Consider the following 14,393-nt stretch of genomic DNA (forward strand, 5'->3'; position numbering starts at 1 on the left):
CCGCGAAACACGATCTTCATGTCGGCGTCACCCTGGCGACCCCGGCCCTGCCTAATGTTGGTTCCGGTGGTGGTACGGCACTCCCCGGTCGGGACGGGTCGGGGGTGCCGCGGTGTGGGGCGCCGGGTCGCAACTGAGCGGATTCCGCGGTTGCGACCCGGCGCCTGTTCCGTTCTCCGGGCCGGGCGGCGAGGTCGACGGGCGCCGCCGGGCCGGGCGGCGAGGTCGACGGGCGCCGCCGGGCCGGGCGGCGAGGTCGACGGGCGCCGCCGGGCCGGGCGGCAAGGTCGACGGGCGCCGCCGGGCCACCCGTGCCCTGGCGGGGCCGGGCGGCCCGGGTGGGGCGTCAGCGCAGGTAGATGCGCGGGGTGGGCGGGGTGGTCATGCCGTCGCCCAGGAAGAAGCCCGGGTGCGGCGGCTGGTTGTAGGCGGTGTTCTGCCAGGCGATCGCCACCCGGTACTGCGGGTCGTGCATGAGGGTGTGGATGCGCGTGCCGGTCTGCGTCGGGGTGCTGTAGATCCGCAGCGCCCGGCTGTCGGTGGTCCGCCAGACCACCTCCTCCCGCCAGTCGCCCAGGATGTCGGCCGACAGCGCGGGAGTGGACTTGGTGCCGTTGTTGGACGACACGCCGCTGGCGGTGAGCAGCCGGGTGTCGCCGCCGGTGCCGTACTTGTCGATGCGGGTGCCGTCGAGCAGCTCGCGCACCGGGTCGCCGTCCCACCAGGCGAGGAAGTTCGTCGAGGACGGCTTGCGCCCGACGTTCTGGCCCCGGGTGTTCGCCAGGCCGCTCACGGCCGACGACCACGACTCCGCGCCGGGGCTGCCGGCCCAGATGTCGCCGGAGACACCCCGGCCGTTGTCGCCGCCGGTCGGGGTGGACCACAGGATCTGGCCGGTACGGGCGTCGGCGAACCAGGAGCTGGGCTTGCTGCCGTCCTCACTGACCTTGAAGTACTCCAGGCCGGGGCGGGACGGGTCGAGGTCGCCGACGTGCCCGGCGTCACCGTGGCCGTGACCGGTGGACCAGAGCAGCCGGCCGTTGTCGTCGATGGTGGCGGCGCCGTAGACGATCTCCTGTCGGCCGTCGGCGTCGACGTCGGCGATCGACAGGCTGTGGTTGCCCTGCCCGTACGCGGCGCCGTTGCCGGAGGCGTTCGAGTCGAACGTCCACCGCCTGGTGAGGGTGCCGTTGCGGAAGTCCCAGGCGGCGATCACGGCGCGGGTGTAGTAGCCGCGGGCCATGATCAGGGAGGGACGCTGCCCGTCGAGGTACGCGGTGCCGGCGAGGAACCGGTCGACGCGGTTGCCGTAGTTGTCGCCCCAGGAGGAGACGTTGCCGCGGGGCGGGTCGTAGTTGACGGTGGACAGGGCGGCGCCGGTGCGGCCGTCGAACATGGTCAGGAACTCCGGGCCGGCGAGGACGTAGCCGGAGGAGTTGCGGTGGTCGGCGGAGGCGCTGCCGATGACCTGGCCGGTGCCGGAGCGGGTGCCGTCGGCGGTCTTCATGGCCACCTCGGCGTCGCCGTCGCCGTCGTAGTCGTACACCTGGAACTGGGTGTAGTGGGCGCCGGCGCGGATGTTGCGGCCCAGGTCGATGCGCCACAACCGGGTGCCGGTGAGGGTGTACGCGTCGACGTAGACGTTGCCGGTGTAGCCGGACTGCGAGTTGTCCTTGGCGTTGGACGGGTCCCACTTGACCACGAACTCGTAGTCGCCGTCGCCGTCGAGGTCACCGACGCTGGCGTCGTTGGCGGAGTAGGTGTAACCCTCGCCGCTGGGCGTGGTGCCGGCGGGCGGGACCTGCAACGGCACGTCGAGGTGGCCGGACGGGAGCTGGAGGGCGGGCGCGGAGGCGGCCTGCTCGGCGCCGTTCACCACGGCCCGCACCGTGTACGCGGTGCCGGCCGCCGCCCCGTTGTCGAGCCAGTTCGTGGCGCCGGTGATCGGGCTGGCGTTGACCTTCGTCGAGCCTCGGTAGAGGTTGAACGCCACCCCGGAGGTCTCGGTGCCCAGCAGCCGCCAGGACACCAGGTTGCCCGAGCCGGAGCGGACGCTGACCAGGCCCCGGTCCAGGTCCTCCATCTGCACGGCCCCGGGGGGCGGGGTGGTCGGCGGAGGCGTGGTGGGGGGCGGGGTCGTCGGTGGTGGCGTGGTCGGCGGCGGGGTGGTCGGCGGTGGGGCGGTGGTCGGCGGCGCGGTGGTCGGGGTGGTCGCGCCGGTGCAGGTGGTGCCGTTGAGGGCGAAGCTGGTGGGGGCCGGGTTGCTGCCGGTCCAGGAGCCGTTGAAACCGAAGCCGGTGCTGGCGTTGGTGCCGAGCGTGCCGTTCCAGTCGACGTTGCGGGCGGTGGCCTGCGCGCCGCTCTGGGTGACGGCAGCTCCCCACGCCTGGGTGACCTGCTGACCGGCGGGCCAGGCCCAGGTGAGCGCCCAGCCGGTCAGCGGGTCGCCGAGGTTGGTGACGGTGACGTCGGCGCCGAAGCCGCCGGGCCACTGGTTGGTGACCCGGTAGTCGACGCGGCAGCCGGCGGCGGCGGCCGAGGCGGTGAGGGTGGTGAGCCCGCCGGCGGCGAGGGTGGTGGCGGCTGCCGCTGCGAGCAGTGCGACGCGGCGTGTGGTGTGGGGCATGGGGTGTCCTCCGGTGGAGGTCGGGGCGCGCGGTGACCCGTGGTCCGCCGGGCCTGCCCGGGGCCGGCGGGGGTGCGCCGCGCTGGCGGCAGGAGAGTGACGCATAGACGTCGATGCACGTGGCTCCGCGCATCGCCGATGCTAGGGCAAGCGCTTTCTCGACACAATCCGCCAGCGCGCTTGCCCCCGCGACGCAATCTTGATCGACTCTGCGGGTGGCAACGCACATGACGCCGGAGGAGTTCCGCCAGGCCGGGTACGCCGTGGTGGACTGGATCGCCGACTACTGGAGCACCCTCGGGCAGCGGCCCGTGACCTCGCAGGATCCGCCCGGCGCGGTGGCCGCCGCGCTGCCCGCCGGGCCGCCGGCCCACGGCGAGCCGGTCGAGGCGGTGCTGGCCGACCTCGACACCCTCGTCACGCCCCGGCTGACCCACTGGCAGCACCCGGGCTTCTTCGGCTACTTCCCGGCCAACACCTCCGGGCCCAGCGTGCTGGGCGACCTGGTCAGCGCGGGCCTCGGCGTACAGGGCATGCTCTGGGCCACCGGCCCCGCCTGCACCGAACTGGAGACCGTCCTGCTGGACTGGCTCGCCGACCTGCTGGGCCTGCCGGCCCGGATGCGGTCCTCGGCCACCGGTGGGGGCGTCATCCAGGACTCGGCCTCCTCGGCGACCCTGGTGGCCACCCTCGTCGCCGTGCACCGGGCCAGCGGAGGCCGGTGGCGGGAGGCCGGCGTCGACCGCCGGTACCGCGCGTACACCTCGACGCAGGGGCACTCCTCCATCGAGAAGGCCGCCCGGATCGGCGGGCTCGGCGCCGAGGGCGTCCGCCTGGTCGACGTCGACCCGGACACGCAGGCCATGTCCCCGGCCGCGCTGCGGACGGCTGTCGAGGCCGACCTCGCCGCCGGGGTGGTGCCCGCCATCGTGGTCGCCACCGTCGGCACCACCTCCACCACCGCGGTCGACCCGCTGCCCGAGATCGGCGCGATCTGCGCCGAGTACGGCATCTTCCTGCACGTCGACGCCGCCTACGCGGGGGCGGCGGCGGTCTGCCCGGAGCTGCGGGCCGGGCACGCCGGTCTGGAGTACGCCGACTCGTACTGCTTCGACCCGCACAAGTGGCTGCTCACCGGCTTCGACTGCGACGCCTTCTGGGTGGCCGACCGGGGTGAGCTGATCGAGGCGCTGACGGTGTTGCCGGAGTACCTGCGCAACGCGGCCACCGAGTCGGGTGCGGTGATCGACTACCGGGACTGGCAGGTGCCGCTGGGCCGCCGGTTCCGCGCGCTGAAACTGTGGTTCGTGCTGCGCTGGTACGGCGTCGAGGGGCTGCGGGCGCACATCCGCTCGGGCGTGGCGCTCGCCGCCGGCTTCGCCGACCGGGTGCGCGCCGACGACCGGTTCGAGCTGGTGGCCCCACACCCGTACGCCCTGGTGTGTTTCCGGCTGCGCGGCGACGACGCGACGAACGAGGCGTTGCTGGAGCGGGTGAACGCCTCCGGTCGGGTGCTGCTGACCCACACCCGGGTGCGCGGGCGGCACACGCTGCGGCTGGCCGTGGGCTCCCCGCAGACCACGCAGGCCCACGTCGACGAGGCGTGGGAGCTGCTGTCACACGCGGCTGACGAGCTGACCGCCGGCCGGTGACATCTCGGCCAGGGCGGCCTCGGCGACGGCCCGCTCGCGGCGGGTGCGCAGCAGCACCCGGGTCGCCAGGGTCAGCGCGACGATCCACGCGGCCGTGAGCAGCAGGTAGACCGCCGGTGGCACCGCGCCGTCGAACTCGGCGGCGCGCATCAACGTGCGCGCGTTGGTCAGCACGATCACCCCGCCGATCGCCGCGCCGAGCAGCTGGGCCGGCACGATCCGCACCAGCCAGGCGGCGATCGGGGCGGCGACGAGGCCACCGGCGAGCAGGGCCAGCACGATCGGCAGCACGAACCCGTCGGAGCCGAGGCCGATCAGGAAGCCGACGCTGGCGGCGCTCGCCACGACGAACTCGGACGTGTCCACCGAGCCGATCACCTTGCGCGGTTCGATGCGTCCGCTGACGAGCAGGGCGGGCGTGGCGACCGGGCCCCAGCCGCCACCGCCCGTGGCGTCGACGAAGCCCGCGACCAGCCCGAGCGGGCCGAGGAACCGGCCGCGCAGTCGCCCGGCGGCGGGGCCGCGGCGCAGGGGGCGGGTGAAGCGCACGAGCAGGTAGCTGCCGAGGGTGAACAGGATGGCGGCCATCCAGGGGGCGGCGGCCTCGGTCGACAGGGAGCTGAGGAACGTGGCCCCGGCGAACGCGCCGACCGCGCCCGGCAGGGCGATGCGGGAGACCACCCGCCAGTCGATGTTGCCGAACCGCCAGTGCGCCGCGCCGGAGGCCAGCGTCGTGCCGATCTCCGACAGGTGCACCGAGGCGGACGCCGCGGCGGGCGCCACCCCGGCGAGCAGCAGCAGGGTCGACGAGGTCAGGCCGTAGGCCATGCCGAGGGCACCGTCGACCAGTTGGGCGGCGAGCCCGACCAGCGCGAGGACCAGCAACTTCCGCACGAGTGCCCCCAACTTCTCGGCATGTCCTATCGACTTGGTCGAGAATGCGGGACAACGGTGGCGCGGTCAACCCCCGGATCGGTCAGTGAGACGACACTGGCCGGGCGGTCACCGCGACGGGGAGGTGGGTCAGATCCAGGCGCTGGGGTCGGCCACCAGCTCGGTTATCGGCTCCGGCAGCTCGCCGCTGGCCACGTCGGCGACGGTGACCAGTTCGAGGATCTGCCGTTCGCTGGCCCGCAGCGCGATCCACACGTCCTGCAGGGCGCGGGCCGCGCCGTGGTAGCCGAGCTGCTCGGGGCGCTGCCCGCGCACGTGCGCCAGCGGACCGTCGATCACCCGGATCACGTCGGCGAGGGAGATCTCGGCGGCCGGGCGGGCCAGCCAGTAGCCGCCCTCGGGGCCCCGCTGGGCCTGCACGATGCCGCCCCGACGCAGTTGTAGCAGGATGCTCTCCAGGAACTTCGGCGGGATCTCCTGGGTGCGCGCGATCTGGTCGGCGGTGACCGGGCGGCCCCGACCGGCACCGGCGGCGGCCACGGAGGCCAGCTCGGCGGTCGCTCGCAGGGCGTAGTCGACCCGGGCGGACAGGCGCATGCCGGCAAGGTTAGCCGCCGGTCACCCCGCCCGGCCGGTCACCCCTCGGCCGATCGGTCACTCGCCGACGCGGCGGAGCAGGCCCTCCTGCACGGCGCTGGCGATGTGCCGGCCGTCGGCGGTGAACATCCGGCCGGTGGCGAGCCCTCGCGCACCCGAGGCCGAGGGGCTCCAGCAGTCGTAGAGGAACCAGTCGTCGGCGCGGAACGGCCGGTGGAACCACAGCGCGTGGTCGAGGCTCGCGCCGACGACGCCGCCCGGCCCCCACACCTCGCCGTGTACCGACAGCACCGAGTCGAGCAGGGTGAGGTCGGAGGCGTACGTCAGGGCGCAGGCGTGCAGCAGCGGGTCGTCGGGCAGCTTCCCGTCGAGGCGCATCCACACCCGCTGGTGCGGGTCGGCGGGCCGGTCACCGGGGGGCACCCAGCCCGGCTCACCGACGTACCGCACGTCGATCGGCCGGGGGATCTGCCCCCAGATGCCCAGCCGCTCCGGGTACCGCGACAACCGCTCGGTCATCGTCGGCACGTCGTCCGGCCCCGGTACGTCCGGCGGGGTGGGGGCCTGGTGGTCCAGCCCCTCCTCCCGACGCTGGAACGAGGCCGACATGAAGAAGATCGGCTTGTCGTGCTGGAGCGCCACCGCGCGGCGCACCGAGAAGGACCGGCCGTCGCGGATGTTCTCCACCTCGTACGCGATCGGCTCGGCGGGGTCGCCGGCCCGGACGAAGTAGCCGTGCAGTGAGTGCACGAACCGTTCCGGGTCGACGGTGCGGCCGGCGGCCACCAGGGCCTGCCCGGCGACCTGCCCCCCGTACACCCGCTGGGGACCGACCGGGGGGCTCATCCCCCGGAAGGTCATCTCCCCGGTCGAGGTGAGGTCGAGGACCTCCAGGAGCTGGTCGACGGCGGCCTGGCCGGAGGGTGTGCCGTCGACGCTCACTGCAACGCCCGTGCCGACGCGGCGTCGACCAGCGAGCCGAGCTGGTGCACGCGCAGGGTGTTGGTGGAGCCGGGGGTGCCGGGCGGGCTGCCGGCGACGATCACCACGTAGTCGCCCGGGTCGGCCAGCCCCAGCCCGAGCAGTGCCTGGTCGACCTGGCGGAACATGTCGTCGGTGTGCTCGACGAACGGCATGTGGAAGGTCTCCACGCCCCAGCACAGCGCGAGCTGGTTGCGCACCTCGGGCACCGGCGTGAAGGCCAGCAGCGGCAGGTCGCAGTGCAGCCGGGACAGCCGCCGCACGGTGTCGCCGGTCTGCGAGAACGCGACCAGGGCCTTGGCGCCGATCGCGCGGGCGATCGACGAGGCGGCCACGGTGAGCGCACCACCGTGCGTACGCGGGTCGTGCTGGAGCCGGGGCACCCCGATCGAGCCGGCCTCGGTCGTGGTGACGATCTTGGCCATGGTGCTGACGGTCAGCACCGGGTACTTGCCGACGCTCGTCTCGCCGGAGAGCATCACCGCGTCGGCGCCGTCGAGCACCGCGTTGGCCACGTCGGACGCCTCGGCCCGGGTCGGCCGCGAATTCTCGATCATCGAGTCGAGCATCTGGGTGGCGACGATCACCGGCTTGGCGTTCTCCCGGCACAGCTGGACGGCGCGCTTCTGCACCAGCGGCACCTGGTCCAGCGGCAGCTCCACGCCGAGGTCACCGCGGGCCACCATGACGCCGTCGAAGGCGAGCACGATCGCCTCCAGGTGGTCGACCGCCTCCGGCTTCTCCACCTTCGCCAGGACAGGACGGTGCACGCCCTCCTCGGCCATGATCGCGTGCACCAGCTTGATGTCGTCGGCGGAGCGCACGAACGACAGGGCGATCAGGTCGGCACCGAGCCCGAGGGCGAACCGCAGGTCGTCCGCGTCCTTCTCGGACAGGGCGGGGACGCTGACGGCGACGTTGGGCAGCGAGACGCCCTTGTTGTTGGAGACGGGGCCGCCCTCGGTCACCAGGCAGCGGATGTCGTTGCCGGTGACGTCGGTGACCTCGACGGCGACCCGGCCGTCGTCGATCAGCAGCCGGTCACCGGGCCGGACCTCCTGCGGCAGCTTCCGGTAGGTGCAGGAGACCCGGTCCTTCGTGCCCACCACGTCGTCACCGGTGATCACCACGGAGTCGCCGGTGCGCCACTCGTGCGGGCCGTCGGCGAACCGGCCGAGGCGGATCTTCGGACCCTGTAGGTCGGCCAGGATGGCAACCGGCTTGCCGGCCGCGTCGGCGGCCTCACGCACCAGGCGGAAGACCGTTTCGTGGTCTTCGTGGCTGCCGTGGCTGAAGTTGAGCCTCGCCACGTTCATGCCGGCCTCGACGAGGCCACGGATGCGCTCCGGGGACGAGGTGGCAGGACCAAGGGTGCAGACGATCTTCGCGCGGCGTGTCACGCCCATCAGGCTAGTCTCTCCTCCGGGTCGGACTGCCGGCCGACCCCTTGCGCACTGCGGAACATAGAACCAACGACGCGCGCAGAGGGTGCGCGCGGCCGAGGGGCGGGCGAAACCCGCACCGGGACGTTGAGGCGGGCATCGGCGACCGCGCGCCGGAATCGTACGCCTCCGCCGCCACCCCGCACCCGCCCGCTCCCCCGGCCCCGCCCGGCCAGCCGTCAGCTCTGCGCCTTGACCAGCGGGAACTCCAGCGAACCCGCTGGACAGAGGAACGTCATCACGTCCACCTTGTAGAGGCCGGCCTGGACCGCCGGGTCGGCTTCCATGACGCTGCGGACGTCGTCGACGGAACCGGTGTAGGCCAGGCCGAAGCCCAGCGGCGGGTCGGGCCGCCGGGCCGGGCCGTCGATCGAGCCGGCGACCAGGATGATGCCGCGGCGCTGCAGGGCCTGCATGTGCTCGATGTGCTCGGCCTGGAGGCGCTGGACGGTCTCCGGTGCCAGCGCCCGGCCGGCCGCGCCCGGATAGAGCACGATGCACTCGTAGGTGTCGAGCGCGAAGTCGACCTCCGGCATGCCCGTCATGGTGCTCCCTCCCGACGACGCGCCCGACCGGCTGACCTCGCGCCCGCCCCGCGCCGACCCGCGCCCAGCCTCCCACGCAGCCCCGCGCCGGAGGTGACGATCCACGGGAAAGCGGGCACCGCGGTGGCAAGATCTGTCGCTGACGACCGCGAAGATCGGAGACCGCCCCATGGCGACCAGCACCCAGCCCGCGAAGGCGTCGGGCACCTACCGTATCGGCGGCGACCTCCAGGTCGACCGCCTCGGCTACGGGGCCATGCAGCTCACCGGTCCCGGCGTGTGGGGCGACCCGAAGGACCCGGCGGAGGCCGTACGCGTGCTGCGCCGGGCGGTGGAGCTGGGCGTGACGTTCATCGACACCGCTGACTCGTACGGGCCGTTCGTCAGCGAGCTGCTGATCCGGCGGGCGCTGCACCCGTACGCCGACGATCTGGTCGTGGCGACCAAGGGTGGGCTGACCCGTTCCGGTCCGGGCGACTGGCGGCCGGTGGCCGCCCCGAGTACCTGCGCCAGCAGTGCGAGCTGAGCCTGCGTCACCTCGGCGTGGACAGCATCGGGCTCTACCAGTTGCACCGCATCGACCGGAAGGTGCCGCTGGAGGACCAGCTCGGCGAGCTGACCCTGCTCAAGCAGGAAGGCAAGATCCGGCACATCGGTCTGTCGGAGGTGACCGTCGCGCAGATCGAGGCGGCCCGGAAGGTCACCCCGATCGTGTCGGTGCAGAACCTCTACAACCTGGCCGACCGCAGCGCCGAGGAGGTCCTCGACCACTGCGAGCGCAACGATCTGGCGTTCATCCCGTGGTTCCCGATCGCCACCGGGAACCTGGCGCGGCCGGGCGGCCCGCTCGACGCCATCTCGACCGAGCACGGCGCGACGCCCGCGCAGCTCGCCCTGGCGTGGCTGCTGCGCCGCTCGCCGGTGATGCTGCCCATCCCGGGCACGTCGTCGGTGGCGCACCTGGAGGAGAACGTCGCGGCGGCCGAGGTGCGGCTCACCGATGACGAGTACGAGGCCCTGGGCAAGGCGATCTGATCGCGTGTGGTGGGTGCCCGGGGGCGGCCGGTCGCGGTGCCGCCCGCCCCCGGTGCCGGGGCTACAGCGCGAAGCAGTTGGGGCGGATCGCCTGGTCGCGCAGGGCCTGCCGGATCACCGTGTAGGTGGTGCCGTCGAGCACCAGGGCCAGGTGCCCGACCACCCGCAGCGGGCACGAGGCCTGGATCAGCACGTTGGTCGCCCCGTCGGCCAGCCGGGCGTTGTCGACGGGTCGCACCAGCTCGTCCTGGAGGGTGCGCACGGCCGTCCAGCGGACCGCGCCGGGGGTGTCGTCACCGGCGTTGAGGCCGGCGAGGAACGTCGAGCCGATCGACATCTGCTGGCAGGCGACGATGCCGGCGCAGCTGCCCAGGCCGAGGAACTTCACGATGTTGGCCACGTACGTGCCGTACTGCGGGCTGCCGAGGCTGACGTAGCGGCCGACGGCACTGGCCCCGCCCAGGCTCTTGATGTAGTAGCGGGACACCAGGCCGCCCTCGGAGTGGGCGACGACGTCGACCTTGGCCGCGCCGGTGGACGCACGGACCTGCCCGACGAAGGTGCTGAATGCGCGGGCCGAGTCGGTGATGTCGCCGAGTCCGAGGTTGGGTAGCTGGTAGATCCAGACCCGGTATCCGTCGGCGCGCAGCCGGGCGGCCAGCGGCTGGTAGACGGTGGCGATGCCGCTGAGGCCGCCGACGACGATGACGGGGTTGCCGGCTGCTGCGGCGGCGATCTGGGCGGCGGTGCTGGTCTCGCGGTCCCCGGCGGCGGGGGTGCCGGTACGGCTGGCCGCCGGGTCGGCCGGGGCGGCCCGGTCGGCGTCGGCGGCCGGCCGGTCGGGGGCCGCGAGCGCGGTGGTGGCGGGGGCGGCCAGGACCGCGGCGACGGTGAACGCGAGGACGGGAACGATCTTTCGGAGCAGCAAGGCTGCACCTCCCATGGCGGAACCCGGTGGCACCGGGCTGAGGCGGGGGTGGGGCGGGTCCGATCGATCGTGGAATGATGATGCCCGTCACAATCCAGCAACGTCAATGGAAAGTTACGGTCGGGTAGCGCCGGCCGGGTCTGGGATTCGCGGTCGCGGCCCGAGGTCCGTCCGCCACGACGAACGCCGCACCCGCCCGGGTGGGCGGGTGCGGCGTCGGGGGTTCGTCGGGTCAGCTGGCCGGCGTCGCGGCCTCCGGCTCGGACTCCGGGCGGGCCTGGCCCTTCTTGACGTACGTCGGGTGCAGGTGCACCGGCTTCGCCTCCTGGCGCTTGCGACGGGCCCGCAGGTTGAGGAACTCGACGAAGATCGAGAAGGCGATCGGGCCGTACACGTAGCCCTTCGGGATGTGCTGGTCGAAACTCTCGGCGATCAGGCTGGCACCGATGAGCAGCAGGAACGACAGGGCCAGCATCTTCACCGTCGGGTGCTGGTTGACGAAGTTGCTCACCGCGCCGGCCGAGACCAGCATGATGATCATCGCGACGACGACCGCCGCCACCATGATGAACAGCTCGTCGACCATGCCCACGGCGGTGATCACCGAATCCAGCGAGAAGACCACGTCGAGGACGAGGATCTGCGCGATGACCGAGCCGAACGAGACGGCCTTGGACTTCTTCGCGTGCTCCTCGCCCTCCAGGTGCTCGTGGATCTCGTACGTCGCCTTGATCAACAGGAACAACCCACCCAACAGCAGGATGAGGTCCCGCCCGGAGATCTCCTGACCCAGCACCGTGAACAGCGGCGCGGTCAGCCCGATCACCCAGGACAGCGACGCCAGCAGGATCAGCCGGGTGACCAGGGCCAGGCTGATTCCGATCGTGCGGGCCCTGGCCTGCTGGTGCTCGGGCAGGCGCCCCGCCAGGATCGAGATGAACACGACGTTGTCGATGCCCAGCACGACCTCCAGCAGGAGCAGGGTCGCGAACGCGATCCACAGCTCGGGGCTGGCTAGAAACTCCATGTCATCCTCGTCTTTCGCGACCGCCGCCGGGTCGGCACCCGGTCCAACGGCTGATCGTCACCGCATGACGTACCCCGCGCAACCCCCCGCCGCAACCTGGAGCGCGTCACACACCTGAAGCCCACGTGGCCGAAGCAGCGGAACGTGTGTGCACGCCGCGCAGAATGGAGAGGCTCAGAGTAGGTCCCGCATGGTCGGCGATGAAGCCGCCTGAACCACGGGGCGAGCGGGCGGACTCTACGCTCTGCGGATGGCGGCTGCTGAATCTACTGGTCTGGGCACGGTCCAGTTCTACGACAACGGGGATGGGGTCCCCACCAGGTGGCCTGACGGCGACGTCGAGAACTACATCGACGTCGACCGCGTCTACGGGATCGACCACAACGTGACGGATGCCCGACGGCGGCCCGACCCGGTCATTCTTCAACGCCGACGGCGTAACCCCCCGGCGACTCCGCTACCCCCTCGACACATGGACGCTGATCAGTAGCCCGACTCGCTGGCGGCGAGCCGGGCCGCTGCCTCGGTGGTGTGTCGTCATCGCCTGTCTGCCGCGCGGAGTATCGCGTCTGTCTCCGGGTCGGGCATCAGGTGCCGGACCTCCTGCGCACAGCGGCAAGCGGCGGCGAACTTCGCAGCCCAGGCCAGCGCCTCTTCGCGTGCGGCAAGGTCGAGGACCACGAACCCGCCGATGACCTCCCTGGTCTCCGGGTAGGGCCCGTCGGTGACCATCCCGTCCGTGGCCACGATGCTCGCCTGCTGGCGTTGCAGCCCGGTGCCGAACACCCACACACCGGCGTCCACGGCCTCCTGGACCACTGCGTGCGCGGCCTTGCCCACGTCGGGAATCTCGTCGTCGGGGATGTGGTCCATCGCGCCGTCGTTGAACGAGATCAGATACCGCGTCATCCCATCACTCCCATCTCCCGGCGGCCCTCTCCGGCCGCCTCACACCTGTCCTACGAACGACTCACCCCGGATCCGACGCTATGCCGGGATACTTTTCTGACGGGACGTCCGCCACGCGGCACCTGCGGGCGCGAGGCCCGGGTCGCGGCCCTCAGGCGCTGCCCGCAAGCGGGTGGGGCACTATCGTTCTGACGTGCACATCCGTTTCGACGTCCCCGCCGATCCCGCCTATCCAGGCCGCGTGGCCGCTGCGCTCAGCAGTGTTCGGCTGCGCAGGTACGGCTACATCGGCGCGGTGCTGGCGGCCGTCGGAGCGATCGGTTTCGTCGTGTCGCGGGGGTTCGCCTGGGCCGATCAGGTCTCGTCGCTGTGCATGGCGATGGTCGTGGTCGGCCTGCTGTCGATGCTGTACTCACCGTGGGTGGCGTGGCGCGCCCGGCGTCGCTCCAGTCGCTACGCCGTCGAGGGCGGCTACGACATCACCGACGACAACATCATGATGCGCAGCGGCTCGGAGTCCGGCGGCATCGCCTGGGACGGTGTGACCAGGGTGAAGGACACTCCCGAGTTCTGGATCGTGTTCGTCGGCCGGATGCCGGCGACCGTGATCCCACGCCGCCTGATGGCCGCTGAGGACGCCGAGACGTTGCGTGCTTTCATGGCCGAACGAGGGCTGCTCCAGCTCCGCTGACCTCGTCTGCCGCCTCTGGTGTCCGGTCACCGCCGGGGCGTCTGGTCAGTGGCACGACACCATGTCCGTGCGCTCCGATGGTTGTTGGGAGGCCGGGTTGTCACCTCGGCCTCCCAACAGGTCGACAGTTCAGGAGGCGAGCAGGTCGTCGATCTGGTTGATCGCCGCGGTGGCACCCTCCACCACGCCCATGTCGAGCACCTGCTGCAACGCTTCGGCGGACTCGTACCTGCTTACGTAGGTGGCGCGGGTGCCGCCGTCGTGCTCGGTGAAGGTGTAGACGTTGGTCGAGACGGGCAGTCCCGGCTTCGGGTTGAAGTCCAAATCGGCGAAGCCGTCGTCGAAGGAGAAACTCCTCGGCTCGTCCACGGTGGTGACCAGCCAGTATCCGGCGAACTTGTCGCCCTCGGGGCTGGTCATGTAGTAGGTCACGCGACCGCCGGGCGTGAGGTCGTGGTCGACCACCGTCGCCGGGTAGGTCGGCGGTCCCCACACCTTCTCCAACTGGCGTGGATCGGCGTAGACCTGCCAGATCCGCTCGACGGGAGCGGCGAAGTCCGCCGTGATGGTCAGGGTGAGGTTGTCGAGGTCCTGCTGGACGTCGGTCACGGGCATGGTGTCAGTCCTCCTGGTCGAAGTCGGATGCGATGAGTACGTCGATGCGCGCGATGCGGCCACGCCACACCCTTTCCAGCTCGGTGAGCATGGACGCCACCGAACGCACCGCCTCCACGTCCCCGCGGGCCAGCTGCTCGCGACCGTGGCGTCGCTTGATGAGCAGACCGGCCTTCTCCAGCACGGCGACGTGCTTCTGTACCGCCGCGAAGCTCATGTCGTACTTCGCCGCGAGAGTGGAGATGGAGTGCTCCCCGGCCAGCACACGGCGCAGGATGTCGCGCCGGGTGCGGTCAGCGAGCGCGTGGAACAGAGCGTCCGCTCGGTCAGCGCTCTCGTCCGTCACAACCTCAATATACAACCGATCGGTTGTACGTTGTCAAGCTCGCCTGCGACTCTGCGCGCATCCCATCCGCACGTCGACAGTCCCGGCCGCTGACCGGTGCCACGA

At 71.9% G+C, this 14,393-nt stretch carries 13 protein-coding genes and 1 pseudogene; 3 read left to right on the forward strand and 11 right to left on the reverse strand.

Going from position 1 to position 14,393, the window contains the following annotated elements:
* Positions 1-346: 346 nt before the first annotated feature.
* On the reverse strand, positions 347-2,626 hold the full coding sequence (locus GA0070616_RS03970; protein WP_091076399.1) for a rhamnogalacturonan lyase family protein: 2,280 nt from the start codon (positions 2,624-2,626) through the stop codon (positions 347-349).
* 215 nt (positions 2,627-2,841) lie between these two features.
* On the opposite strand from GA0070616_RS03970, the gene GA0070616_RS03975 reads away from it, so the two are divergent.
* Entirely contained in the window at positions 2,842-4,278 is a 1,437-nt protein-coding gene (locus GA0070616_RS03975) for a pyridoxal-dependent decarboxylase (protein ID WP_245712645.1), read from the forward strand.
* Here GA0070616_RS03975 and GA0070616_RS03980 read toward each other — a convergent pair.
* From GA0070616_RS03980 to GA0070616_RS04000, 5 genes are all read right to left on the reverse strand, one after another.
* Positions 4,243-5,172: a sulfite exporter TauE/SafE family protein gene (locus tag GA0070616_RS03980; protein ID WP_091076405.1), complete on the reverse strand. Its 930-nt coding sequence runs from the start codon at positions 5,170-5,172 to the stop codon at positions 4,243-4,245. The genes GA0070616_RS03975 and GA0070616_RS03980 overlap by 36 nt on opposite strands.
* Positions 5,173-5,301: 129 nt before the next feature.
* Positions 5,302-5,769: an RrF2 family transcriptional regulator gene (locus GA0070616_RS03985; RefSeq protein ID WP_091076409.1), complete on the reverse strand. Its 468-nt coding sequence runs from the start codon at positions 5,767-5,769 to the stop codon at positions 5,302-5,304.
* Between the two features lie 57 nt (positions 5,770-5,826).
* Positions 5,827-6,711, reverse strand: a complete 885-nt coding sequence (locus tag GA0070616_RS03990; RefSeq protein WP_091076413.1) for an acyl-CoA thioesterase — start codon at positions 6,709-6,711, stop codon at positions 5,827-5,829.
* Positions 6,708-8,156, reverse strand: a complete 1,449-nt coding sequence (gene pyk, locus GA0070616_RS03995; protein WP_091076416.1) for a pyruvate kinase — start codon at positions 8,154-8,156, stop codon at positions 6,708-6,710. The genes GA0070616_RS03990 and pyk overlap by 4 nt, the downstream gene beginning before the upstream one ends.
* 215 nt (positions 8,157-8,371) lie before the next feature.
* On the reverse strand, positions 8,372-8,737 hold the full coding sequence (locus GA0070616_RS04000) for a YciI family protein (RefSeq protein WP_091076419.1): 366 nt from the start codon (positions 8,735-8,737) through the stop codon (positions 8,372-8,374).
* Positions 8,738-8,906: 169 nt separating this feature from the next.
* On the opposite strand from GA0070616_RS04000, the pseudogene GA0070616_RS04005 reads away from it, so the two are divergent.
* A pseudogene (locus GA0070616_RS04005) lies at positions 8,907-9,772 on the forward strand (aldo/keto reductase).
* 61 nt (positions 9,773-9,833) lie between these two features.
* Here the strand turns inward: GA0070616_RS04005 and GA0070616_RS04010 are convergent.
* The 3 genes from GA0070616_RS04010 to GA0070616_RS04020 all read right to left on the reverse strand — a co-directional run bounded on the left by GA0070616_RS04010 (position 9,834) and on the right by GA0070616_RS04020 (position 12,636).
* The gene (locus tag GA0070616_RS04010) at positions 9,834-10,700 is read right to left on the reverse strand and encodes an alpha/beta hydrolase (protein ID WP_245712646.1); all 867 of its coding nucleotides are present in this window, start codon (positions 10,698-10,700) and stop codon (positions 9,834-9,836) included.
* Between the two features lie 232 nt (positions 10,701-10,932).
* Positions 10,933-11,727 carry a TerC family protein gene (locus GA0070616_RS04015; protein WP_091076422.1) on the reverse strand — a complete coding sequence of 265 codons (795 nt, stop codon included), beginning with the start codon at positions 11,725-11,727 and terminating at the stop codon, positions 10,933-10,935.
* A 537-nt stretch (positions 11,728-12,264) separates the two neighbouring features.
* On the reverse strand, positions 12,265-12,636 hold the full coding sequence (locus GA0070616_RS04020) for a YciI family protein (protein WP_091076425.1): 372 nt from the start codon (positions 12,634-12,636) through the stop codon (positions 12,265-12,267).
* A gap of 193 nt (positions 12,637-12,829) precedes the next feature.
* Here GA0070616_RS04020 and GA0070616_RS04025 point away from each other — a divergent pair, with 193 nt between their 5' ends.
* Complete coding sequence (locus GA0070616_RS04025; protein WP_091076428.1) at positions 12,830-13,327, forward strand: YcxB family protein; 498 nt, start codon at positions 12,830-12,832, stop codon at positions 13,325-13,327.
* 129 nt (positions 13,328-13,456) lie between these two features.
* Here the strand turns inward: GA0070616_RS04025 and GA0070616_RS04030 are convergent, their stop codons facing one another.
* Both GA0070616_RS04030 and GA0070616_RS04035 read right to left on the reverse strand, forming a co-directional pair.
* Positions 13,457-13,942, reverse strand: coding sequence for an SRPBCC family protein (locus GA0070616_RS04030; protein WP_091076431.1), 486 nt, complete (start codon positions 13,940-13,942; stop codon positions 13,457-13,459).
* Positions 13,943-13,946: 4 nt separating this feature from the next.
* Positions 13,947-14,288, reverse strand: a complete 342-nt coding sequence (locus GA0070616_RS04035; protein WP_091076434.1) for an ArsR/SmtB family transcription factor — start codon at positions 14,286-14,288, stop codon at positions 13,947-13,949.
* Between the last annotated feature and the right edge of the window lie 105 nt (positions 14,289-14,393).

The organism is Micromonospora nigra (assembly GCF_900091585.1).
GTDB lineage: Bacteria > Actinomycetota > Actinomycetes > Mycobacteriales > Micromonosporaceae > Micromonospora > Micromonospora nigra.